The sequence below is a fragment of the Natronomonas sp. EA1 genome (assembly GCF_051195035.1).
Taxonomy (GTDB): Archaea; Halobacteriota; Halobacteria; order Halobacteriales; family Haloarculaceae; genus JBNTJV01.
In genome coordinates this window covers 547,026-569,332 of record NZ_JBNTJV010000001.1, presented here as the reverse complement: position 1 = coordinate 569,332, position 22,307 = coordinate 547,026, and the positions used below count along the sequence as shown (strand labels likewise).

Annotated in this window: 26 protein-coding genes, 1 tRNA gene and 1 pseudogene; 16 read left to right on the top strand and 12 right to left on the bottom strand. The window is 67.6% G+C overall.

The window, feature by feature from the left end:
- The first annotated feature begins 13 nt into the window (after nucleotides 1-13).
- On the top strand, nucleotides 14-505 hold the full coding sequence (locus ACQUQR_RS03125; protein ID WP_435194658.1) for a monooxygenase family protein: 492 nt from the start codon (nucleotides 14-16) through the stop codon (nucleotides 503-505).
- Between the two features lie 191 nt (nucleotides 506-696).
- Here ACQUQR_RS03125 and ACQUQR_RS03120 read toward each other — a convergent pair.
- Nucleotides 697-770: transfer RNA gene (locus tag ACQUQR_RS03120), tRNA-Lys, on the bottom strand.
- 123 nt (nucleotides 771-893) lie between these two features.
- Between ACQUQR_RS03120 and ACQUQR_RS03115 the strand changes: the two genes are divergently transcribed.
- Complete coding sequence (locus ACQUQR_RS03115; RefSeq protein ID WP_435194657.1) at nucleotides 894-2,351, top strand: DHH family phosphoesterase; 1,458 nt, start codon at nucleotides 894-896, stop codon at nucleotides 2,349-2,351.
- On the opposite strand, the gene ACQUQR_RS03110 is transcribed toward ACQUQR_RS03115, so the two are convergent.
- Nucleotides 2,348-2,635 carry a PRC-barrel domain-containing protein gene (locus ACQUQR_RS03110; RefSeq protein WP_435194655.1) on the bottom strand — a complete coding sequence of 96 codons (288 nt, stop codon included), beginning with the start codon at nucleotides 2,633-2,635 and terminating at the stop codon, nucleotides 2,348-2,350. The genes ACQUQR_RS03115 and ACQUQR_RS03110 overlap by 4 nt on opposite strands.
- Before the next feature lie 78 nt (nucleotides 2,636-2,713).
- On the bottom strand, nucleotides 2,714-3,508 hold the full coding sequence (locus ACQUQR_RS03105; RefSeq protein ID WP_435194654.1) for a helix-turn-helix transcriptional regulator: 795 nt from the start codon (nucleotides 3,506-3,508) through the stop codon (nucleotides 2,714-2,716).
- A gap of 290 nt (nucleotides 3,509-3,798) precedes the next feature.
- Here ACQUQR_RS03105 and trxA point away from each other — a divergent pair, with 290 nt between their 5' ends.
- Nucleotides 3,799-4,188, top strand: coding sequence for a thioredoxin (trxA, locus tag ACQUQR_RS03100; protein WP_435194652.1), 390 nt, complete (start codon nucleotides 3,799-3,801; stop codon nucleotides 4,186-4,188).
- A 37-nt stretch (nucleotides 4,189-4,225) separates the two neighbouring features.
- Here the strand turns inward: trxA and ACQUQR_RS03095 are convergent, their stop codons facing one another.
- The gene (locus tag ACQUQR_RS03095) at nucleotides 4,226-4,540 is read right to left on the bottom strand and encodes a hypothetical protein (RefSeq protein WP_435194651.1); all 315 of its coding nucleotides are present in this window, start codon (nucleotides 4,538-4,540) and stop codon (nucleotides 4,226-4,228) included.
- 84 nt (nucleotides 4,541-4,624) lie between these two features.
- Here ACQUQR_RS03095 and ACQUQR_RS03090 point away from each other — a divergent pair, with 84 nt between their 5' ends.
- Nucleotides 4,625-5,257 (top strand): hypothetical protein, encoded by a 633-nt coding sequence (locus tag ACQUQR_RS03090; RefSeq protein WP_435194650.1) that lies wholly within the window; start codon nucleotides 4,625-4,627, stop codon nucleotides 5,255-5,257.
- 59 nt (nucleotides 5,258-5,316) lie between these two features.
- Nucleotides 5,317-5,808 (top strand): hypothetical protein, encoded by a 492-nt coding sequence (locus ACQUQR_RS03085; protein ID WP_435194649.1) that lies wholly within the window; start codon nucleotides 5,317-5,319, stop codon nucleotides 5,806-5,808.
- 20 nt (nucleotides 5,809-5,828) lie between these two features.
- Here ACQUQR_RS03085 and ACQUQR_RS03080 read toward each other — a convergent pair whose 3' ends face one another.
- Entirely contained in the window at nucleotides 5,829-5,957 is a 129-nt protein-coding gene (locus tag ACQUQR_RS03080; RefSeq protein WP_435194647.1) for a hypothetical protein, read from the bottom strand.
- A gap of 80 nt (nucleotides 5,958-6,037) precedes the next feature.
- Between ACQUQR_RS03080 and ACQUQR_RS03075 the strand changes: the two are divergent.
- The 4 genes and pseudogenes from ACQUQR_RS03075 to dpsA all read left to right on the top strand — a co-directional run.
- A pseudogene (locus ACQUQR_RS03075) lies at nucleotides 6,038-6,127 on the top strand (sugar transporter); the annotation flags it as partial.
- Between the two features lie 85 nt (nucleotides 6,128-6,212).
- A complete protein-coding gene (locus ACQUQR_RS03070) occupies nucleotides 6,213-6,596 on the top strand; it encodes a hypothetical protein (RefSeq protein WP_435194646.1) in 384 nt (127 codons plus the stop codon).
- A 49-nt stretch (nucleotides 6,597-6,645) separates the two neighbouring features.
- The gene (locus ACQUQR_RS03065; protein WP_435194645.1) at nucleotides 6,646-7,404 is read left to right on the top strand and encodes a carbon-nitrogen hydrolase family protein; all 759 of its coding nucleotides are present in this window, start codon (nucleotides 6,646-6,648) and stop codon (nucleotides 7,402-7,404) included.
- An 85-nt stretch (nucleotides 7,405-7,489) separates the two neighbouring features.
- Nucleotides 7,490-8,041 carry a DNA starvation/stationary phase protection protein DpsA gene (gene dpsA, locus ACQUQR_RS03060; protein WP_435194643.1) on the top strand — a complete coding sequence of 184 codons (552 nt, stop codon included), beginning with the start codon at nucleotides 7,490-7,492 and terminating at the stop codon, nucleotides 8,039-8,041.
- Here the strand turns inward: dpsA and ACQUQR_RS03055 are convergent.
- On the bottom strand, nucleotides 8,038-8,190 hold the full coding sequence (locus ACQUQR_RS03055) for a hypothetical protein (protein ID WP_435194641.1): 153 nt from the start codon (nucleotides 8,188-8,190) through the stop codon (nucleotides 8,038-8,040). The genes dpsA and ACQUQR_RS03055 overlap by 4 nt on opposite strands.
- Before the next feature lie 55 nt (nucleotides 8,191-8,245).
- Nucleotides 8,246-8,908: a DUF7504 family protein gene (locus tag ACQUQR_RS03050; RefSeq protein WP_435194639.1), complete on the bottom strand. Its 663-nt coding sequence runs from the start codon at nucleotides 8,906-8,908 to the stop codon at nucleotides 8,246-8,248.
- 99 nt (nucleotides 8,909-9,007) lie between these two features.
- On the opposite strand from ACQUQR_RS03050, the gene ACQUQR_RS03045 reads away from it, so the two are divergent.
- Both ACQUQR_RS03045 and ACQUQR_RS03040 read left to right on the top strand, forming a co-directional pair.
- Nucleotides 9,008-9,574: a DUF7547 family protein gene (locus tag ACQUQR_RS03045; protein ID WP_435194637.1), complete on the top strand. Its 567-nt coding sequence runs from the start codon at nucleotides 9,008-9,010 to the stop codon at nucleotides 9,572-9,574.
- Between the two features lie 293 nt (nucleotides 9,575-9,867).
- Nucleotides 9,868-10,335, top strand: coding sequence for an HTH domain-containing protein (locus ACQUQR_RS03040; protein ID WP_435194636.1), 468 nt, complete (start codon nucleotides 9,868-9,870; stop codon nucleotides 10,333-10,335).
- Between the two features lie 53 nt (nucleotides 10,336-10,388).
- Here ACQUQR_RS03040 and ACQUQR_RS03035 read toward each other — a convergent pair whose 3' ends face one another.
- From ACQUQR_RS03035 to ACQUQR_RS03015, 5 genes are all read right to left on the bottom strand, one after another.
- On the bottom strand, nucleotides 10,389-10,748 hold the full coding sequence (locus ACQUQR_RS03035; protein WP_435194634.1) for a nucleic acid-binding protein: 360 nt from the start codon (nucleotides 10,746-10,748) through the stop codon (nucleotides 10,389-10,391).
- Nucleotides 10,745-11,899, bottom strand: coding sequence for a thiolase C-terminal domain-containing protein (locus ACQUQR_RS03030; RefSeq protein WP_435194633.1), 1,155 nt, complete (start codon nucleotides 11,897-11,899; stop codon nucleotides 10,745-10,747). The genes ACQUQR_RS03035 and ACQUQR_RS03030 overlap by 4 nt, the downstream gene beginning before the upstream one ends.
- A gap of 67 nt (nucleotides 11,900-11,966) precedes the next feature.
- Complete coding sequence (locus ACQUQR_RS03025) at nucleotides 11,967-12,299, bottom strand: hypothetical protein (RefSeq protein WP_435194631.1); 333 nt, start codon at nucleotides 12,297-12,299, stop codon at nucleotides 11,967-11,969.
- Nucleotides 12,299-13,867 (bottom strand): acyl-CoA carboxylase subunit beta, encoded by a 1,569-nt coding sequence (locus ACQUQR_RS03020; protein WP_435194630.1) that lies wholly within the window; start codon nucleotides 13,865-13,867, stop codon nucleotides 12,299-12,301. The genes ACQUQR_RS03025 and ACQUQR_RS03020 overlap by 1 nt, the downstream gene beginning before the upstream one ends.
- A gap of 1 nt (nucleotide 13,868) precedes the next feature.
- Nucleotides 13,869-14,612, bottom strand: a complete 744-nt coding sequence (locus ACQUQR_RS03015) for a beta-ketoacyl-ACP reductase (RefSeq protein ID WP_435194629.1) — start codon at nucleotides 14,610-14,612, stop codon at nucleotides 13,869-13,871.
- A gap of 323 nt (nucleotides 14,613-14,935) precedes the next feature.
- Between ACQUQR_RS03015 and ACQUQR_RS03010 the strand changes: the two genes are divergently transcribed.
- The 5 genes from ACQUQR_RS03010 to ACQUQR_RS02990 all read left to right on the top strand — a co-directional run bounded on the left by ACQUQR_RS03010 (nucleotide 14,936) and on the right by ACQUQR_RS02990 (nucleotide 22,196).
- Entirely contained in the window at nucleotides 14,936-16,099 is a 1,164-nt protein-coding gene (locus ACQUQR_RS03010) for an alpha-1 4-glucan-protein synthase (RefSeq protein WP_435195499.1), read from the top strand.
- A 42-nt stretch (nucleotides 16,100-16,141) separates the two neighbouring features.
- On the top strand, nucleotides 16,142-17,311 hold the full coding sequence (locus ACQUQR_RS03005; protein ID WP_435194627.1) for an extracellular solute-binding protein: 1,170 nt from the start codon (nucleotides 16,142-16,144) through the stop codon (nucleotides 17,309-17,311).
- A gap of 2 nt (nucleotides 17,312-17,313) precedes the next feature.
- Entirely contained in the window at nucleotides 17,314-18,939 is a 1,626-nt protein-coding gene (locus tag ACQUQR_RS03000) for an ABC transporter permease (protein WP_435194625.1), read from the top strand.
- A complete protein-coding gene (locus tag ACQUQR_RS02995) occupies nucleotides 18,929-20,053 on the top strand; it encodes an ABC transporter ATP-binding protein (protein WP_435194623.1) in 1,125 nt (374 codons plus the stop codon). The genes ACQUQR_RS03000 and ACQUQR_RS02995 overlap by 11 nt, the downstream gene beginning before the upstream one ends.
- Before the next feature lie 85 nt (nucleotides 20,054-20,138).
- Entirely contained in the window at nucleotides 20,139-22,196 is a 2,058-nt protein-coding gene (locus ACQUQR_RS02990; protein WP_435194621.1) for an ArnT family glycosyltransferase, read from the top strand.
- Nucleotides 22,197-22,307: the final 111 nt, after the last annotated feature.

The window sequence follows — 22,307 nt, the reverse complement described above, 5'->3', positions numbered from 1 at the left end:
TATCTCTCCCCTCATGTCCTCGCTCTCGACGGGACGCCACGTCGCCGACACCGACGGCGATTTCGTCATCTACATCAACGGAATGCGGCTCAACACGCTCCGCGCGCTCCCGCGCTGGATTCGCGCCAGCCGCGAGACGGCGAAGATATTCAAGCGGCTCGAAGCCGACCCCGACAGCGGCTTTCTGGGGTATCACCCCGCCTTCATGGGCCTGCCGAAGGGCGCCGCCATCCAGTACTGGCGCTCGCTGGAGGACCTCCGCCGGTTCGCCAACGACCCCGGCGACCTCCACGTCCCCGCGTGGCTCTGGTACAACGAGACCGACGACGGCGGGCTGGGCTTCTGGGCCGAGCTCTACGTCATCGAGGCGGGGAACTGCGAGACGTTCTACCGGAGCATCGAACCGACCGGGCCCGGGGAGTTCTTCGGGGTGGTCGAGGCCGATGAACGGGAGCGACGGCTGGGGCTGTCGGAGGATGGGGTGGTGGAGGAGAGCGGGAACTGAATCGGGGGAGGGGTCATTCCGCCCCTCGATGAAACTCCTCTCGCCGACGAGACGCAGGGCTCACAAAGTTGTTCGCGCTGCGATAACGGGCCGAGAGGGATTGTGAACCGTTGCGAGACGTCACTTCGCTCGTCTCGCATGGTTCAAATCCCTCTGTGGCGTTTTCACTGCTCACGTTGTTCGCAGGAAAACGGGCCGAGAGGGATTTGAACCCTCGACCGTCTGGTTAAGAGCCAGACGCTCTGCCTGGCTGAGCTATCGGCCCAGGCAATTCGATGTATCCACGAGGAACTCATATAGGTGTCGATTGAACCGCCCTGTGCCACTTAGCCACGCGTTTACACGAAGTGGGCAATATAAGTATCGTGCCGCCGCACCCATGTGTACCATGAGTACCGCGATTTCGATGGCGTCGATGTCCACGTACGCGATTTTGGGGTGCGGGAGCGTGGGCCACGCCGTCGCCGAGGAGCTCGTCGACCAGGGGAAAGACGTCCTCATCATCGACAAGGACGAGGGCCGGGTCGAGGCGCTGCGGGACCAGGACCTCGACGCACGCACGGGCGACATCGCCGACGAGGAGGTCGCGGACCTGATGGACGACCGCGATGTCATCCTCATCCTCTCGTCGGATATCGGCGCGAACCGGGCGGCCGTGGAGAACATCCGCGAGCGCGACGGCGACCAGTTCATCGTCGTCCGCGCGTCGGACCCCGTCACGGCCGACGAACTCCAGAAGCTGGGCGTCGACGTGGTCGTCAACCCCTCTGCGGTCATCGCGGACTCGGCGCTTCGCGCGCTCGAGACGGGGGAGCTGGAGTACAAAGCCGAGCAGCTCGCGGAGGTCATCGACGACACGAGCGGGAAGATGGCCATCCTCGCGCATCGGTCGCCGGACCCCGACTCCATCGCGAGCGCGGTGGCGCTGAAGGCCATCGCGCAGTCGCGGGACGTGGACGCGGATATCATCTACGAGGGGGAGATCGGTCACCAGGAGAACCGCGCGTTCGTGAATCTGTTCGGTATCGACCTGCTGGCGCGCGATGACGTGAGCCTCGAGGACTACGACACCATCGCGCTCGTCGATTACGCGAAGGCCTCCGAGCCCGTGGTCGACCGCCCGGTCGACATCTTCATCGACCACTACGAACCCGAGATCGACTACGACGCGACGTTCGTCGACGTGCGGCCGAACGTCTCTTCGACCTCCACCATCCTCACGAAGTACATCCAGGAGTTCGACATCAACCTCTCGGACGAGGTCGCGACGGCGCTGCTGTACGGCATCCGCGCGGAGACGCTGGATTTCAAACGCGACACCACGCCGGCGGACCTCACGGCCGCGGCGTATCTCTACCCGTTCGCGGACCACGACACCTTAGAGCAGGTGGAGTCGCCGTCGATGAGCCCGGAGACGCTGGACGTGCTCGCGGAGGCCATCCGGAACCGAGACGTCCGGGGGTCGCATCTCGTCTCGAACGCGGGGTTCATCCGCGACCGTGACGCGCTCTCGCAGGCGGCCCAGCATCTCCTCAATCTGGAGGGAATCACCACCACAGCGGTGTTCGCCATCGCCGACGAGAACATCTACCTCACGGCTCGCTCGAAGGACATCCGGATGAACATCGGGAACGTCCTGCAGGACGCGTTCGGCGGCATCGGCGAGGTCGTCGGCCACTCCACGGATGCGAGCGTCGAGATTCCTCTCGGCATCTTCACGGGGCTCGAAGGTGGTGGCTCCAACCGTGACACCCTGCTCGATCTGACCGAGGAGGCGGTTCGCTCGAAGCTGTTCCAGGCGATGGGCGTCGAAGGATCTGGCAGCGAGAGCGGGAACGGCAGCTAGACCGCGGACTCTTCCTCTTCCGCCTGGTCGCGCGACCGCTCGACGATGTCGTTCACGAGGATGACGTCGCCCACGGCCCGGACCCAGCGGTACGGGATGATGACGCCACGGGCGTCGCTCGTCCGGTCACCGAACAGCGAGCCGTTGAGCTCCGAGAGGGCGAGCCCCGTCACTTGCTCGGCATCGAGATCGAGTCGGAGGTCCTCCACCTGGCCGACGAAAACGCCGTTGTTCGAGTACACCTCGCGGCCGACGAGGCTGGTAATCTCCTGAGGTTCGTCCATACGGCCGTGGTTGCTGGCCGCGCCCTTAAACCTACAGGTCGTCTCTAAGCCCCGGATACCGCCGGCGCGCCGACCCCCTCAGCGGTCCTCTGTGGCCGGTGGCGTCGGGATCGGATCGGCGGCCTCCCAGTGTTCGGTGAAGAACGACTCTCCCCACGCCACGGCCGCGGGGTCGTCGTTGACGATCGCCCCCTTGAGCCCGTCGTCGACGTAGACGAGGACGGCGAGCCGGCGTTCTCCGTCGATCTCGAAGACCCCCTGACTGAACGGGAGGTCGTCGTCGAGTTCGCGCATGGTGACGGTCCCGCTCTTCAGGGCGGTGTCCAGCACCTCGCGATGCTCCGCGATGAGTCGCTCCACGACGCAGTCCGCACACGCGACGTCGAGATCGGGGTCGCCGGCGACGGCCAGCTGTTCCAGCTCTTCCACGTACTGCTCCGTGAGTGCCGTGTTGAGCAGCCAGGCACGGTCCGAGGACCGGAGTAGGTCGAGATACGCCTCCGCCGGGCGGTAGGGGGCGGTCCGGTCGGCCATGACGACCTCGGCGCCGGCGAGCGCACTCGGGGCGAGGCCCACGTTCGGCGGCAGCGACGACAGCAATGGGTGGGCACGTTCGATGCCCGCGACGCGGCGGCGGAAGTTCTCGTACTCCTCGACGAGCAGCTCACCGGCTAGCGTCAGCACCCACCCCTGCCCCGTTCGCTCGACGAGATCGTGGTCCGCGAGCTCACGCATCGCCCGGTCGACCGTCGACCGGGAGATGTCGAGCGACGAGACGAGCGCGCTCTTCGAAATCGGCTCGCCCCGAAGCTCCCCGAGCATCGCATCCCGGCGTGAGAACAGCGGGAGCAGCTCGTCGAATACACCGTCCATAGTAGTTCATTCTAACATGTTCACGAATGGGGTTATCGGTTGGGGTTGAGTGAGCAACCATATATAAATGAAGGCTGAGTTTATATACTACTGCTCAGGTGGTGGACGCCGTCCCGGTGAGTGATGTAAAGCCATCCCCTTACATCTGTACTGGTGCCGGGGTGCCTCTGACATCCGGCACTCGGCGGCGGTTTTGCCCGGACCGCCGCCTCTCTTAACTCGGTACGGTCGTGTAACTCGCGAGCACCAGCCCCGAGTCGTTAACTCCTCGTGGATACATCACACTACCGATGAGCGACAGTGACGACGAACTGGAACGGATCCAAGAAGCGAAACGCGAACAGCTCCGGGCGGCCGGGGAACGGTCGGACCCGATCCGTATCGAGACGCGGGCCCAGTTCGAGGAGCTCGTCCGGAGCCGGGACGTCGTCCTCGTCGATTTCTACGCCGACTGGTGTGGACCGTGTAAGCTGCTGGAGCCGACCGTCGAGACGCTCGCGCGCGAGAGCCCCGCGACCGTCCTGAAGGTCGACGTGGACGAACACCAGGCCATCGCGAGCGAGTACCAGGTGCAGGGCGTCCCAACGCTCTATCTGTTCGTCGACGGGGAGCCGCGAGAGCGCATGGTCGGCGTGCAGGACGAGGCTACCCTCTCGAACACCATCGCGCAGTACGCCTGAACGCGGCCGCGGGTACCCGTCGGAACGAACGCCCCCATCACGCGGTCCGACGTGGGATTCTCCGTCCGATCGCGTAGCCGAGCCCCCCGAGCATCACACCACCCCCGACCACGAGCACACCGTACCGCGGAGCGAGGGTGAAAAGCGAAATCGTGAGCGGGGTGAACGGGGCACTCCCGAGAGCGAGTCCCCCCACCGGGTGCTCCCGACGTGCACCCGCGAGCCCCGCGGTGAGCCAGCCGACGACGACCGCGACCGGGAGGTACGTGGCCTGCGACACCCCGACGACGAACGCCAGCGCGGTGAACGTGCCGGCGGAGACTACGGCGAGCGGCAGCGCAGCGCGGGCCATGTCGACGGAAGGGGTGGAGCCGACTAATCCCTCGGGGTCCCGGTGATTCGTAACCGGTATGCACCGGGGGCCGCACCGTGGGGTATGGACCTCTCGCTGCTGGTCGCGGCGGCCGCGCTCGGCATCACGCACGCGGCGGAACCGGACCACGTCGCCGGCATCATCTCGCTGGGGAGCGAGGGGGGCAGGAAGCGGGCCGCGCTCGTCGGCGCGAGCTTCGCGGCTGGCCACGTTCTGCTCGTGCTCGCGTGGCTCACCGTGGCGACGGTGCTCGCCGCACGGCTCCCGCTCGACCGGCTGGACGCCGTCGGCGGGTCGGTGCTCGGCGGCTGTCTCCTCCTCGTCTCGCTGTTCGTCGCGCGCTCGGGGGTCCGGACCCTCCGCGGCGAGCGCGGCCACGACCACGGGGCGACCCGCGGAGCCCGCCACCTCCCCCACGCGGAGGGGACACGGGGACTCCTCGTCGTCTCCGTCACAGGCGCGCTGTTCACGCTCTCGCCACCCGTCTCGATGCTCGCGTTCGTAACGGGCGTCCTCTCGACGGGGGCCGCGCTCGCCGTCGTCGCCGCCTACGCCGTCGCCATCACGGGCGGGATGGTCGCCGTCGGTCTCCTCGCGGGCGTCGCGTTCGAGCGGCTGGACGGGCGCACGCTCGGGGGCGCACAGCTCGTGGCCGCGGCCGTGACGGCGTTCGTCGCCCTCTCGGTACTGGCGTAGGACAAAGACGCGTTTGCGCTTTCCGAACGGCCTTACTCCCGGCGCGCCTCTGAAGTAGCATGAATCGACGGGCTCTCCTCCGGGCCGGTGGGGCCGTCACCGGCATCGCGCTCGCGGGCTGTACCCGCCCGACCGACGAGCCGGACGACCAGCCAACCACGGGGACCGACACGCCGACGGATACGCCGACGGATACGCCGACATCGACACCCGAACCGGCCGTCGTGTCGAGGTCGTTCACCGTCCGCGACACGGCGTGTGGCGACGGGCGCGACGAGGCGACGGTCACCCGCGACGGCGACCGGATCACCGTCTCCGGGGTCATCGGCGGGCGCAACGGCTGTTACACCGCCGAGCTGGAGGACGTTCGCGCCACGGCGGGCGAGCTCACCGTCGCGGTACGCTCGTTCCAGCCGGACGACGCGATGGCGTGTACCCAGTGTCTCGTCGACATCGAGTACGACCTCGAGCTCGTCCTCGAGGGGCACCCCGACGCCGTGGTCGTCCGCCACAACGGTGAGCGGGTGGCGCGCGAGCCCGCGACGGAGTAGCCCGCGTCGGGGAGCCAGTATCAGGTCGAGTCCGTCGCGTCGGCCGCGAGCTCGCCGACCTCGGCGGTGAGGTCGAGCAGCCGGTAGGCGGGCGGGCAGTCGAGGTCGTGGGTCGCGATGAATCGTACGACCGTCTCCTGGGCGTCCATGGAGGCAACGCTGCGGCGACAGCCGGGAAGCCGTTTCGGTCCATCGACACAGGAAAGTGGGCTCGGTACCCGGTCCCGGTATGCACGACCGCTGGCTCTACGGCTGGGCGCTGGGCTACGCATCCGTCGGGGCTGCCTCGCTGCTCGTTCCGCTGTACGCGCTCGCGCTCATCGGTGTCACCTGGGCCGTCATCGGGGCCCGCACCACCGTCCCCGACTCGCTGTGATTTTCCCCTCTCCAACTGATTGTCACCCATGACCCGTGACCTCCCCGTCTTCGAGGCCGAGCTGGTCACCGCGGTGGCCGAGGCACACGACACCTCACCCGACCAGCTCGCGGCGCTCGTCGCCCGCGTCCAGTCGTATCTCGCGGGCTTCCCCGGTATCGAGGACCTCGTCTACGAGTGGAAACGCGCGTTCGCCTACGACCCGGTCGTCCTTCGCGACGACGAGCGGTACGTCGTCGTCCTCCTGCCGTACGTCTGGGAGGAGCTCGCCGAACAGCTCGAGCTCGAGGACGACGATCTCGCCACGCTGCGAGCGGTCCACGACCGGCAAGCCCGAGCGACCTTCGACGCCCGTGGTGAGGATGCTGCCGTCCTCGAGGGTGGGGCGCCGATGGTCCTCCACCGGGAGTGACCCTGCCGTTCGTCGGGACTGCTTTGTGCCCGCGCCCGCGAGCGGTCCCATGCACACCGTCGCCTGCTGTCAGGCCCCCGTCGACGATCTCGACCCCGAGGCGAACCTCGCCCGCCTCGACTCGCGGGTCGCCGACCTCCCGGACCGCGTGGAGGTGGCACTGTTCCCCGAGCTGTATCTCACCGGCTTCGTCGGCGACGAGCGCCTCGACCCGGTCGCGCTCGGCCGTGACGCGCCCGCACTCGACCGGGTGCGAGCCCGCGCGCGGGCCAACGACTGTGCGATCCTCGTCGGCTTCGCAGAACGGGACGAAGACCGGCTCTACAACACCGCGGCCTACGTCACCCCCGAGGGTGAGACGACCTACTACCGGAAACGACATCTCTGGGGCAGCGAGCGAGAGCTCCTCACCCCCGGGACGGAGCGGGTCATCGTCGACACGCCGCTCGGCCGGACCGGACTCGTCACCTGCTACGACCTGAACTTCGTCGCGGACAGCGCGGCGTTCACCGCGGACCGCGTGGACGCGCTGTTCGTCATCGGCGCGTGGCCCGCGGCACACGCGACGAACTGGCGGCTGCTCGTCCGGGCGCGGGCGCTGGACGGCGTGCGATGGGCCGTCGCCTGCGGCCGGACGGGACGCCGGGAGCTGGACCCGGTCACCACGTACGCGGGGCGGTCGCTCGTGGCCCGGCCGAACGGTACGGTCCACAGCGCGCTCGACGTCGCGGGCCGCTCGCTCGTCGCCGACCTCCAGACCGACGAGCTGTCGGCGTACCGTGAGGAAGTCGGTGTTTTTGACCCATAGAAGAAAGATATCTTTTCGAAAAGAGAACTTTACTTGTCGTGGCAACAAGGTTTAAGGGGCTGACGCGAGAACGTGAAACCGAGTCATGAGCACCCAGAAATCCGACGCGACGGCTCGACGGGAGGCCGGCAGCATCGAGGAGAACGCCCTCCGCATCGACGAGGAGAAGGCCCGCCAGCTCATCGACGCGCTGAACACGGACCTGGCCGCGGCGTACGTCGCCTACCACCAGATCAAGAAACACCACTGGAACGTCGAGGGGGCGGAGTTCCGCGACCTCCACGTCTACCTCGGTGAGGTCGCCGAGGACCTCGAGCTCGCGGCCGACGCCTTCGCCGAGCGCGCGCAGGCCATGGGCGGCGTCCCGCTCTCCGGTGGCGCGACGTTCGAGGAACACGCGCCCGTCACGCCTGAGGACGAGGACGTCTACGACATCCGCACCTCACTGGAGAACGACATGGAGATGTTCGGCGAGATCATCGAGACGATGCGCGAGCATATCGGGCTCGCCGAAGATCTCGGCGACTACACGACGAGCGAGCTCCTGCGCGAGCACCTCGAACCGCTCGAGGAGCACGCACACCACTTCCAGCACTACCTGGAGGACGACACGCTCGTCACCGAGGACGCGTTTTAACGTTCCAACTCGACCGTCGTATCCGTCGAGATCCACCCGTCCACGTTGCCGGGTTCCGTGAACACCGATTTCTCAGGGCACGTTCGATAACACGCGAGCGCCGGCACACCGTCGTCGGTCGTCTCACTCGTCGGGGACGTGGCTGCCATTACCGGGATTAGGTAACCCTAAAAGGTAAAACGTTTCGGTCGGCCTAAATTCGGCCTACAGGGGGAGCCAGTCCGTGACGAGCCCGGCTTCACGGAGGTGCCAGCGCTGCTCGCGGCCGTCTCCGCGGGTCCGCACCTCGATGACGGCGTCGAACAGCGGGACGAGCGTCCGCACCGCGGAGTCGTCGTAGCTCACGGGGAGATGGAAGTGACCCATGCCGCGGGCGGCCTCGATCTCCCGGGTGATGCCGTGGAGGAAGTGGAATGTCGGCTCTTCGCCGTGTTCCTCCAGCAGGGGGCGCAGGGAGTCGACGCAGACGCGCAGTTGTGCGGGCTCCAGCCCGCCGGGCCGGCGGGTCGCTTCGGTGATGGCCGCCTCCATCTCGCGGCCGAGCGACGCCAGATCCGTGACGGTCTGGTAGCGGGCCGGTTCGGGGCCACTGTCCGCGGCGGGTGACGCGCTCGCGGCGGCCGAACGCGTCTCCTGTTCGTACTCGATGACGGTCGTTCCATCCTGGATTCGCTCGTCGACGGCCGTCGCACCCACGGAGACGAGGAGCCGCTCGCGGGGTGCTTCCGACTCGTCGCCGAGCAGCCGGCTGCACGCACCGTGCTGGGCGTCACCGGCCGCGCCGACCAGAAGGATGTTGCTCCCCGTGCGCTTGAGGCTCGCAAGCGCCTGCGTGAAGGTCGCCGTCTCGGAAGCACCCTGTCCCATTGGTATTCTTTTAGAGTATTCTCTCCATTATATATTAAGGGTTTTGCCGTGTTCACAACCGGACACACCGTTTTGGTGCCCCACCGCGAAGGGACGGACATGAGCGACCGCCCCGACGACCTCGCACCCCTCCTCGAGGAGCTCGCAGAGACGCTCGAGGCCCTCCAGCGCGCCCAGCGGCCACGGGGGCTGAGTGAACTGCTCCGCTTTACCGAACAGTACACCATCCCCGCGGTCATCGCGGTCCTGGAGGCGAACATCCGACTGCTCGAACTGCTCGCCGGCACGATCCGTCTCGCGGAGGGACGGGTCGACCGGGGCCGTGGCGACCGTGAGGGACGCGGCCGTGGCGCGGAGGCCCTCTCGCGGAGCGCACGCGAGACACTCGACGCCGCGCTCGCGGACCTGACCCGTGCATTCGAAGGGGAGCCATCGGACCCCGAGTCCCGTCGCCTCCTCGAGGAGGCCCGCGAGCTCCGTGCGGAGGTCCGCGAGCGTCTCGCCGCGGCCGAGACGGCCCCCGAGGATGGCTCGGACTCGGAGCCCATCACCATCGACGTCGACGCCGAGCTGGCCTCCATCCGCGAGGAGGTCGACGGGGACCACCCGGATGGCAACGACTCGGCCGACGACGTGCCGGGAGACGACGACTCACCCGGTCGATAACGGAGGTCCCGACGGCCGGGCCGATCCCCTCGTGAGTTGTCGGATTTCTGTAGAGTCGTTTCCGGGTCGTTTCCGAACGGATTCCGCGGCGAGTCACACGGCCGTCATCCGTCAGCTCCCGTTCTCGGCCCGCTCGTCCCGGAATTCGAATAAATGTACGACTGACTAGTCCGTTCCCCGTCACGTTCAGAACCAGTTATATCGTCGACAGGACCTGTCCGAAACCTTTCGGAAAGGGATATGGTAACACACACCATAACATGGACTGCCGACACCACACGGCAGGTACAACTATGGGGACCACGCCAACGCGCGTGCAACTATTCGTCCGATCGGACTCGGCGGCAGTTGCACGCGAGCGAAAGGGAGAGGTACTAGACCGTCTGCAGACGTTACGGGAGGCCGGTATCGACGTCGAGACGGCCACGTGGGGACACCGGATCGTCATCGACGACGAGGAACGCATCGACAACGAGGCCATCGAGCAGTACGAGCGGTTCCGTGACTGGGCCGAGAAGGAGGGTGCGAGCCTCTATCCCGCGTTCCGGACCCGGCAGTACGACTGCTCGTTCACCGGCGTCTGCGCGGAGATCCTCGTGACGCCCGGGCTCTGTCTCGCCGTCTACGATGGCGACGAACTCACCGCGGTCTACCCGCGGTGGCAGGACGACAGAACGCTCACCGTCGAGGACGGACTCGCCGCGCTCGCGGAGGCTGTCGGGGCCGACACGACGGAGACCGCCACGACCCCACCGGCGTAACTGCCGGGACCGCCGTGTGGGTGTCCGATTTTCGGAGAACAGCGAGCGAGTGACTACACCGGGTCGAACCGGTAGCCGTCCCAGTCCTGACTCTCGGGTTCGCGGATCCCCGCGCCCGGTTCGCGGAGCTCCTCGACGTAGACGGGCGTCACCTCCGTCCCCGACTCCGCGGGCTCCGTGAGCTGACCGAGCGCGCGCACCGACTCACCGTCGACCTCGAACTCGACGATAGCGAGGTGGTTCGGCGAGCGCACCCCGGGCGGGGTCGAGGTGGAGGTCGTCCACGTGACGACGACGCCCGTCTCCTCCGTCAGGTCCACCGTCTCGGTCTGCTCCTCACCGCACTCCGGGCACAGCGGGTGTGACGGGTAGGTGGTGTGACCGTTCGGACAGCGGAACGCTTCGAGGCTCATCGGCCCACCTCCATCACCGTGGTGATGACACAGTTGCCGAACCCACCCACGTTACAGGTGAGTCCGACCTCGGCGTCGACCTGTCGCTTCCCGGCTTCACCCATCAGCTGTTCGTAGATCTCGACGCCCTGTGCGACGCCGGAGGCCCCGAGCGGATGGCCCTTGCTCTTGAGCCCGCCGGAGGTGTTGATGGGGAGCTCCCCGTCGCGGGTCGTGATCCCCTCCTCGATACCCAGCCACGCCTCACCGGGTTCGAAGAAGCCGAGCCCCTCGCTCTGGAGGAACTCGAGGATGGTGAACATGTCGTGGAGCTCGGCCACGTCGATGTCCTCCGGGCCCATCCCGGCCATCTCGTAGGCCTGCTGGCCGGACTCGACGACACCGCCCATCACCGTGGGGTCCTCGCGTTCGTGGACGACGTGGGTGTCAGTCGCCCCCGCGATGCCCGCGACGGTGACGTAGTCGTCCGTGTACTGCTCCGCCATCTCGACCGGGCAGAACATGAGCGCGGCCGAGCCGTCCGTGATGGGACAGAAGTCGTAGAGTCGGAGCGGGTCCGCGATGACGGGTGACTCCATCGCCGTCTCCACCGTGATCTCCTTGCGGAACTGGGCGTTCGGGTTGTCGACGCCGTTCCGGTGGTTCTTCACCGCCACCTTCGCGAGCGACTCGCGCGGGGCGTCGTACTTCTCGAGGTACGCCCGCGCCGTGAGCCCCGCGAACGAGGGGAGCGTCACGCCGTGTTTGTACTCCACCGGGTGGGTGAGCGACGCGATGACGTCGGTCGCCTCCGCGGTAGTGCGGTGGGTCATCTTCTCCCCGCCGACGAGCAGGGTCATATCGCTCGCCCCCGACGCCACCGACTGCCAGGCGGCGTACATCCCGGCCCCACCCGAGGAGGAGGTCTGGTCGACCCGCTGGGTGTACGCGGGGAGCGCGCCGAGGTCGTGTGCCAGCCGGTTCGGGACGCCCGTCTGCCCCTCGAACTCGCCGCTGGCCATGTTCGATACGTAGAGATGCTCGACCTCGGAGGGGGCGACGCCTGCGTCCCGTAGACAGGCCTCTCCCGCCTCCGCGAGCAGGTCGGCGACCCAGCCCTCCCGCTTGCCGAACTGGGTCATCGACGCCCCGATGATTGCAACGTCGGACATGCGCGTGAGTGCCGGCGGCAGGGGCCTAACTGTTTGGGTGCACGGAACCGTTTGGGTGCACGGGAACTCAGAGCCGACGGGTCCGCCCCGCCAGCTTCCACACGTTCCGGTCCCCGTCCGGCGTGAACCGCCCGCGCGTCCGCGAGCCGAGCCGGCCAGCCAGCTTCCAGCGGTCGACGCTCGGCACCGCGTCCTCCTCCTCGGTGGCCTCCTCCGCCCGGAGGTGTGCCGTGATGGCGGCGACGATGGCCGCGGCCTCCGCGGCCCCCGCGGTGGGTGGCAGTCGGGCGGTGACACCGTCAGCGACCGGGACTGCCTGAGGCTCGTCGCCCGGAAGTGGCTTCGCGTCGTCTCCGTCCATCGTGTCCCCGCTTCGGGGCTGGGATTCTTGCATCTGCATCACAGGGGGATGTTGCCGTGGTCCTTCGGCGGGCTGTCGCCGCGTTTTCTGTCGAGCAGTTCGAGGTCGTCGATGAGCCGTCGCCGGGTCTCCTCCGGCCGGATCACGTCGTCGATGTAGCCGCGTTTCGCCGGTTTGTAGGGGTTCGCGAACTCCTCGCGGTACTCCGCCATCAGCTCCTCGCGCAGCGCGTCGGTGTCGCCCGCGTCGGCCAGCTGTTTCCGGTAGAGGATGTTGACGGCGCCGCGTGGCCCGAGGACGGCCATCTCCGCGGACGGCCACGCGTAGTTCACATCGGCTCCTAATTCCTTCGAGCCCATGACGATGTACGCGCCACCGTACGCCTTCCGGGTCACGACCGTCATGAGCGGGACGGTCGCCTCCGCGTAGGCGTAGATGAGCTTCGCCCCCCGGCGGATGATCCCCTGGTGTTCCTGGTCCGTCCCCGGCATGAAGCCGGGCACGTCCACGAGCGTCAGGATGGGGACGTTAAAGGAGTCACAGGTGCGGACGAACCGGGCCGCCTTCTCCGAGGCGTCGATGTCGAGGGTGCCCGCGCTCACCCGCGGCTGATTGGCGACGATGCCGACCGACCGACCGTCCAGCCGGGCGAACCCGACGACGACGTTGCGGGCGAACCCACCCTGTACCTCGAGGAACGACCCCTCGTCGACGATCTCGTCGATGACGTCCACGGCGTCGTACGGCTTCTTCGGCGCTTCGGGCACCATCGAGGCGTCCACGTCGCGGTCGGGGTCGTCCCACGGCTCCACCCGCGGCGGGTCCTCCACGTTGTTCTGCGGGAGATACGACAGCAGGGTCCGGACCCCGTCGAGCAGTTCCTTCTCGTCCTCGTAGGAGAAGTGGGCGACGCCCGACTTCGACATGTGGGCGTTCGCGCCGCCGAGCTCCTCCATCGAGACGCGCTCGCCGGTGACCGTCTCGATGACGTCCGGGCCGGTGATGAACGCGTGGGCGGTGTCCTCCACCATGAACGTGAAGTCCGTGAGCGCCGGGGAGTAGGTCGCCCCGCCCGCACACGGCCCCATGATACAGGAGACCTGCGGCACGAGGCCAGAAGCGTCCGTGTTCCGCTTGAAGATGCGGGCGAAGCCGACGAGCGAGTCGACCCCCTCCTGGATGCGGGCGCCCGCGGAGTCGTTCAGCCCGACGACGGGGACCCCCTTCTCGATGGCGTGGTCCATCGCCTTCGTGATCTTGTCGGCGACGGCCTCGCCCACGGAGCCACCGAGCACCGTGAAGTCGTGGGCGAACACGAACACCTTCCGGCCCTCGACCTCTCCGTAGCCCGTGATGACCGCGTCGCCGAGGTACTTCTTCTCGGCCATGTCGAAGTTCGTCGACTGGTGTTCGACGAAGGTGTCGAGCTCGCGAAAGCTGCCCTCGTCGACGAAGTACTCCACGCGCTCGCGGGCGGTGAGCTTCCCCTTCGCGTGCTGGCTGGCGATGCGCTCCTCCCCACCACCCTGCTTGGCCTCGGCTTTCAGCCGGTCGAGTTCGGCGAGCGGGTCCGCTGTCGCGTCGAACTGTGTGCCGGGCTCCTCCATCTTACCACTCCATGCCGCCGTTGACGGCGAGAATCTGGCCGGTCATGTAGGATGACTCCTCGCTGGCGACGAACCGGACGATACCCGAGACGTCCTCCACCGTGGCGAACCGGTCGAGCGGGATTCTGCGGAGGATCTTCTCTTTCACCCGTTCGGGAACCGTCTCCAGCATGTCCGTCTCGACGAACCCCGGCGCGACGCAGTTCGCGGTGGAGCCCGAGGAGGCGAGTTCCAGAGCGATGGTCCGGGTGAAGCCGAACAGTCCGGACTTCGTCGTCGCGTAGTTCGCCTGCCCGTAGTTCCCCTGCTGGCCCACGACCGAGGAGATGTTGATGAGCCGGCCGTGGTCGGCCGCTTTGATGTCGTCGAAGAAGGCGTTCGTGCAGTTGAACACGCCGCCGAGGTTCACCTCCATCACCGTGTCCCAGTCCTCACGGGTCATGTGCTCGAACTTCTTGTCGACGGTGAGCCCGGCGTTGTTCACGAGCACGTCGGCCCCGCCGAAGGCCCGTTCCGTCCGGTCGCGCATCTCCCGGACGGCGTCCATATCCGAGACGTCCGCCTGGATGGCGACGGCCGACCCCCCCAGGTCCTCGATGGCGTCGACCACGTCGTGGGCTTCGGCCTCGGACGAGCGGTAGTTCACGACGACGTTCGCCCCTTCGGCCCCGAGGTCCTCCGCGATTGCTCGACCGATACCGCGCGATGCTCCGGTTACGACGCAGGTCTGGTTTTCCAGTGTCATGGTTTCCTCTCGATTGGTCCGACTCCCACTCGCCGTGCAGGCGATTTCCCGTCGGCCCGCGTGAGTTATCTGCCGATGGTTTCGCGCTGAACTATAATCCTGTCCTTAGCGCCCCTAGTATTTTTTCTGTCGTGTATATATGTCGTGGTGAGTATTGCCACGAGGCACCTCACCACCCGTGTCAGAGCTATTGGACCCACTTCGACTTAACAGTATGTCATATGTCCACACACCAGAACACGCAGACAGCTGGCTTGTTGAGGCTCGTCGACACCATTACGACGACAGCGATAGGTACTTTAGGCTGCCCTAAACATGTGGGGGTGATGACCGACACGTGCGTGATCGTCCCGACGATTCGCGAGTACGAGTGTATGCGCGAGTACTTCCAGAACGCCCGCGACCACGGCTTCGACCTCTCCCGGCTGTTCGTGCTGCTCGTGACCGAGGACTTCTGTGACACCGAGGAGATGGAGCAGATGCTCGAGGAGGAGGGCGTCGAGGGAGCCGTCTACGACGGCACCCGCCGAGAGCAGTGGTACGCCGAGCAGGGGGTCGAAGAGTACGGCCACCTCGTGCCCGCCGCGTCCCACGCCGAGACCTCCTTCGGCCTGCTGTACATGTGGGCCAACGACTTCGAGTACGGCTTCTTCATCGACGACGACACCCTCCCCACCGACGAGGACTTCTTCGGCACTCACTTCGAGAACCTCGCGTACGAGGGGAAGATCGAGAGCGTGGAGTCGGACACCCGCTGGGTGAACGTCCTCTACCAGAACGTCGAAGAGCACGGGCTCTACCCCCGCGGCTACCCCTACGCCGCGATGGACGAGACCGTCGAGACCCACGAGGCCGAGATCGACTCCGTCGTCGCCTCCCAGGGGCTCTGGACGAACGTCCCCGACCTCGACGCGGTCCGCATCCTCATGGACGGCGACCTGAACGGCCAGGCCCAGACACGCACGGGCGCGGAGGACTACGACGAGGACTTCGTCGCCGCCCCCGGTCAGTATCTCACCGTCTGCTCGATGAACCTCGCCTTCCGCCGCGAGGTCATCCCCGCGTTCTACCAGCTCCCGATGGACGACAACGAGTGGAACGTCGGTCGCTTCGACGACATCTGGTCGGGCGTCTTCTTGAAGCGCGCCGCCGACCTCGTCGGCGACCAGATCTACAACGGTGCCCCGCTGTGTGAGCACAACAAGGCCCCGCGTTCGACGTTCTCCGACCTCAACAACGAGGTCCCCGCACTCGAGCTCAACGAGCACGTCTGGGAGGTCGTCGACAGCGTGGGCGACGGAGCACACTCCTACGCCGAGGCGTACGAGGCGATGGCCGACGCGCTCGCGGAGGGCACCTTCGACGACTGGGAGAACGGCGAGTTCCTCAACTTCGTCGGCGAGCACATGCGCGAGTGGCTCCACGCCCTCGACGCCCTCGAGACGATGGACGCGCAGGCCGAGGCGGCCGCCGCCGCGGACGACTGAGAACCGACACCTATAACCGATTTAGGCAACCCTAAACTGATAATGGAAGACTCACGACCTACGACCCGTCGCCGGTTCCTCTACGCGGCCGGCGTCGCGGGCATGACAGGACTGGCGGGCTGTGGCGAGCAGGCGACGCCCACGCCCACTGGAACCGACAGCGACGAGACGGAGACGCCCGAGGACGAAGAGGTCCAGATCGGCTCCGGCCGCGAGGGCTTCGAAGCCGAAGGTGGCGTTCCGATGTCGGAACTCCCGGATCTGTCCGGCACGCTCGACATCTACTCCGGGCGCGGCGAGGCGCTCGTCGGCCCCCTCATCGAGACCATCGACGACCTCTATCCCGATCTCACACTTCGGGTGCGCTACGGCGGCTCGACCGACCTCGTGAACCAGATCCTCACCGAGGGGAACAACTCCCCGGCGGACGTGTTCTACTCCGTCAACGCCGGCGCGCTCGGCGCGCTCGCGGAGAACGGCCGAACCATCGCGCTTCCCGCTCGCGTACTCGATCTGGTCCCCAACGAGTTCCACGACGCACAGGGCCGATGGGTCGGCACCTCCGGTCGCGCGCGGACCATCCCGTACAACACGAACCAGTTCTCCGAGAGCGACATTCCGGACGACATCTTCGCGTTCCCCGACGACCCCGCCTTCGACGGCGTGATGGGCTGGACCCCTTCGTACGGGTCGTTCCAGGCGTTCGTCACCGCGATGCGTATCCTCAACGGCCGCGCGGAGACGAAGGCGTGGCTCCAGGGGATGATCGACTCCGACGTGGCGACGTTCAACGACGAGTTCGCCATCGCGCAGGCCGTCGCCGACGGCGAGATCGGCGCGGGCTTCGCCAACCACTACTACACCCTGCGCGTGCTCGCCGGGCGCCCGAACGCCCCGATCGACATCGCGTTCACGGAGGGGGACGCCGGCTCCATCTTCAACGTCGCCGGCGCGGCCACCGTCGACACCGCGCAGAACGCCGAGCTCGCGCACAACTTCAACATGCACTTGCTGTCGGCGGAGGCCCAGGAGTACTTCGCCTCCACCACCTTCGAGTACCCCCTCATCTCCGACATCGAGCGAATCCGGTTCGAGGGGATCGACCTGCCGACCATCGACGAGCTGAACCCGCCGTCCGGGCTGGACCTCTCCCAGCTCGCCGACATCGGCCCGACGCTCGAGCTCATGCGTGAGGTCGGCCTGAACGTCTGACCATGGCCACCGAGGGGCGCTCGCTATCCATCTCGCTGGGGGACGAAAAGCGCGAGCTCCCGCTCGGCCTCACCCTGCTCGCGGCGGCGATCGCGGCCGTCGTTCTCTCACCGCTCCTGTGGGTGTTCGCCGGCGCCTGGGACGCTCGCGGCTCGCTCGATCTGCTCACGAGCCCCACGACCCAGCAGGTGTTCATCAACAGCGCGCTGCTCGTCGCGGGCGTCACCGGCGCGTCGATCGTCATCGGCGTCCCGAGCGCGTATCTCACCGTCCGCACGAACCTCCCGTTCAAACGCGCGTTCACGGTTCTGCTCGCGATGCCGCTCGTCGTCCCCTCCTACATCGGCGCGTTCGCCTTCGTCTCCGCGTTCGGACCGCGCGGGGCGTTTCAGGACCTCCTCGTCCCCCTGGGCATCGAGCGCATCCCCTCCATCTACGGCCTGCACGGCGCGGTGCTCATCCTCACGCTCTACACCTACCCGTACGTCTACATCAACACCCGCGCGGCGCTCCAGTCGATGGACACCCGACTGGTGGACGCGGCCCGCACCCTCCAGCACACCCAGTGGGGGGCGTTCAAACGCGTCATCGTCCCCCAGATCCGTCCGGCGGTCGCCGCCGGCTCGCTGCTCGTCGCGCTCTACACGCTCTCGGATTTCGGGACGCCAGCCATCATGCGCTACAACGTGTTCACGCGCGTCATCTACTCGAACTACAACGACGTGCTCGGCGGGGGCCGCTACAAGGCCGCGCTGCTCTCTCTCCAGCTCGTCGTGGTGACGTTCGTCATCCTCTCCGTCGAGTCGCGCGTGCGCGGTTCCGGGGTGCGAGCGAAGAACCCCCGTGCCCGCTCCTCGCTCGTCCGGCTCGGGAAGTGGCGATGGCCCGCTGCGGGTGCGTGTCTCGCCGTCGTCGCCACCGCACTCCTCGTCCCCCTCGGCATCCTCGGCATGTGGCTCGTCCGCTCCGGCTCCACCGTGGCCGCGGAGTCGCTCGTCTTCAAACCCGTCTACGTGTCGAACTCGGTGAGCGTCGCCGCGGCCGCGGCCGTCGTCTCCGCGGTGGCCGCCGTCCCCATCGCCTTCCTCGCCGCGCGCTACGACTCGAAGCTGACGTGGCTCATCGAGCGCGGCGCGTACGTCGGCTACGCCGTCCCCGGCGTCGTGATGGGCCTTGCACTCGTCTACTTCGGCGCCCGGTACGGCGGAAGTCTCTACCGTAACGGGCTTATCCTCCTGCCCCTTCTCGTCTTCGCATACGTGGTACGTTTCCTCCCGCAGGCCGTGGGGTCGTCCCGCGCCGCGTTCCTCCAGGTCAGCCCCCAGCTCTCGGAGGCCGCCCGCACCCTCGGGCGCTCGCCCGCGCGGGCCTTCCGTGACGTGACGCTCCCACTCGTCGCCCCCGGCGTCCTGGGCGGCGCGGCGCTCGTCTTCCTGACGACGATGAAGGAGCTGCCGGCGACGCTCCTGTTGCGTCCTCCCGGGTTCGACACGCTCGTCACCCGCGTCTGGACCGCGTACAACGCCGGCCACTTCGGGGAGGCCGCGATCCCCGCGCTCGCGCTGCTCGGCGTGAGCGCGCTGTCGATGTTCGTCATCCTCGCCATGGAGGGATACGATGTCGAGTGAGACCCAACCCATCCGATCCGACAGCCGCGACGACACCGTCCTCGAACTGGACGACGTAAGCAAGACCTACGGCGGGACCGAGGTCATCTCCGACCTCTCGCTCACCGTGCGGGAGGGGGAGCTCCTCACCCTGCTCGGCCCCTCGGGCTGCGGGAAGACCACCACCCTCCGGCTCATCGCCGGGCTCGAACGCCCCGACGGCGGGCAGGTGAAGCTCCGAGGCACCCCGGTCGCCGGCGGGTCGACGTTCCTCCAGCCGGAACAGCGCGACATCGGCGTCGTCTTCCAGGAGTTCGCGCTGTTCCCTCACCTCACCGCCCGCGAGAACGTCGCGTTCGGTCTCGATGACCTCGAGGAGTCCGCGCGCGAACGGAAGGTCGACGACCTGCTCGAACTCGTCGGCCTCTCGGACCACGGCCACAAGAAGCCGGACGAGCTCTCCGGCGGCCAGCAACAGCGAGTCGCGCTCGCCCGCTCGCTCGCGCCCGAGCCGCATCTCCTGCTGTTGGACGAGCCGTTCTCCAACCTCGACGTCGACCTCCGCGTGGAGATGCGCGAGGAGGTCCGCCGTATCCTGACGGAGGCGGGCGTCACGGCGATCAACGTCACCCACGACCAGGAGGAGGCGCTCTCCATCTCCGACCGCGTGGCCGTGATGTACGAGGGCCAGCTCGAACAGGTCGACACCCCCGAACAGGTGTTCCAGCACCCCGAATCCCGGTTCGTCGCCTCCTTCCTCGGCCACGCGAGCTTCCTCGCCGGCCGCGTCGACGGCGACACCGTCGAGACCGGCGTCGGCACGGTGGACCGCGACCGCATCCACGGGCTCGCCTCCGAGTACGACGGGACGAACATCGACGTGCTCGTGCGCCCCGACGACATCGCGGCGTACCCCGACGGCGCGACGAACGCCGAGGTCGTCAACCGACGATATCTCGGGCCGACCGTGCTCTACCGCGTCGAGCTGGACAGCGGTGACGTGGTCGGCTGTATGCACAACCACGCCGACGAGGTGCCGCTCGACGAACGGGTCCGCGTCGAACTCGCCGCGGATCACGATCTGGCCTGGTTCCCGCGAGGGAGCGTCGTGCGACCGAGGGGGAGCAGGGAGTGACGCGAGTTGTGTCGAGTAGAACGACCGGGTTCCCGCAGGGGGCCCCCCGGGTCGCCGATGGCGGCCGACCGGTCGACTCCTCGGAATGAACCGCGACCGGGCCGCACACGTCGCGCTCGCGTTCCTCTCCGTCCTCGGGGGCCTGCTGGTTCTCCTCGTCGCCGTCGACCTCTTCCCCTACCACTCCTCGAACCACGACGAGGGGGTCTACCTCCAGCACGCGCGTCTGCTGCTCGGCGGCGAACTCTGGTTCTCGACGCCGTATACGGACGCCTTCCACCACTGGTTCTTCGTCGAGGAGGGTGACCGGCTCTACTCCAAGTACCAGCCCGTCGTCCCCGCCGTCTTCGCGCTGGGGGTCGCCATCGGTGCCCCGCGGCTCGTCCTCGCGGTCGTCGGCGCCGGGATCGTCGCGCTGGTCGGCCTGCTCACCCGGGAGGCGTTCGACGCACGCACGGGAATCGTCGCCTCCGCGATCGTCGTCGCTACCCCACTTTATCTCATCAACACGGCGCTGTTCCTCCCGTACGCGACGACGACGGTCCTCAATCTGAGCTTCGCGTACGCGTACGTGCGCGGGGTGAAAGCCCGGAGTCGCCGGTGGGCCACGCTCGCGGGCCTCGCCGTGGGGCTCGCCTTCTTCGCCCGGCCCTATACGGCCCTCCTGTTCGCGCTCCCGTTCGTGGTCCACGCCCTGTGGACCTGCACCCGCGAGCCGCGCGCCGCCGTCCGCCATCACCTCCCCACCGGCGTCCTCGGGGTCGCGTTCGTCGGCCTCGCGCTGGCGTACAACCTCGTGCTCACCGGCGACGCGCTCACCTTCCCGTACCAGGCGTTCGCGCCACGGGACGGCATCGGCTTTGGAACGAGGGAGATCCTCGGCTACTCCCGGGAGTACACCGTCTCACTCGCGCTGGAGGCGAACGCCCGCGTGCTGTGGGAGTTCGCGACCCGGTGGGTCGCCGCCCCGCCGTTCGGTGCCGTCGCCGCACTCGGTGGCCTCGCGGTCGCCACGTTCGGGCTCCGCGGCTTTCGCCCCGGTGGATTCGATATCGCAGCCGAGGATTTACGTGTCCTCCTCGCGGGCGTCGTGCTTACCGTCGTCGTCGGCAACGTCGCGTTCTGGGGAAACCTGAACGTCCTCGCGAGCCTCGAGGACCCGACGGATGGGCTCATCGCCCAGATGGGGCCGTTCTACCACTACGACCTGCTGCTCCCGCTCGGGGCGTTCGGCGCGGTCGGTCTCCTCGCCGCGTTCGACACACTCCGGGCGGCGATCCCCTTCGCGAACGACCAGCGCGTACGCGCGACGCTGCTCGCCGTCTTACTGGTGACCGCCCCCGTCGCCGCCGGCGCACAGACCGACGCCCTCTCCCCTGTCGTCGAGGAGAACCGCGCGTACACGGAGCGCTACGAGAGCGCCTACGAGCCGTTCCCGGTCGAGTCGGAGAACGCACTCGTCTTCGTCCCCGCGCCCTACGGGGAGTGGCTCGGCCACCCGTTCCAGTCGCTGTACAACGACCCCGGACTGGATGGGGACGTGGTGTACGCGCTCGACCGGCGCCCCGACGACGATTGGCCGGTCATCGACGCCTACCCGGACCGGGAGCTCTACCGCTACACCTACCGCGGGGAGTGGACCCCCGAGCCCGACCCCGTGGAGGCCCACATCCAGCCCCTCGACGTCCGGGAGGGGACGACCCACACCATCCGGTTCGAAACGGGGGTCCTCGGGAGCGTCTCCACCGTCCGGCTCGCGGACGGCGACGACGCCGTCAGCTACGACGTGACCGAACGGACGGACGGGACGCTCACCCTCACGTGGACCGTCTCGCACGTCGACGCGGAGGGGCGTGCCCGCGTCGTCGGCGAGAACGTCGAGCCACGGGGTGCTCCCGGTATCGACTTCGAGGGGAGCGACGAGCTCTCGCTCGCGGTGACGTACATCCAGCAGGGTGGCGCGACGGTCACCTACCGACAGGAGCTCGCGGTCGACGTGACGGACGAGGAGGTCCGAATCGTCTGGCCGCCCGAAGTCGAGGTCTGCCCGCTCACCCCGGACTGCGGCCACGAGGGGATGTACGTCCCCGGCGGGGAGTACATCGACGGCGTGGCGGTGAACCAGACCATCGCGACGCGGTAGGGGGCTCCCGCATTTTCCGACTGGTGGGCGTTCTGTCGGCCATGAACCGACGCGGCCTGTCGTCGTCGGCGACAGCGGGGCGATACTGGAGCTGGGCTACTGACGGACCAA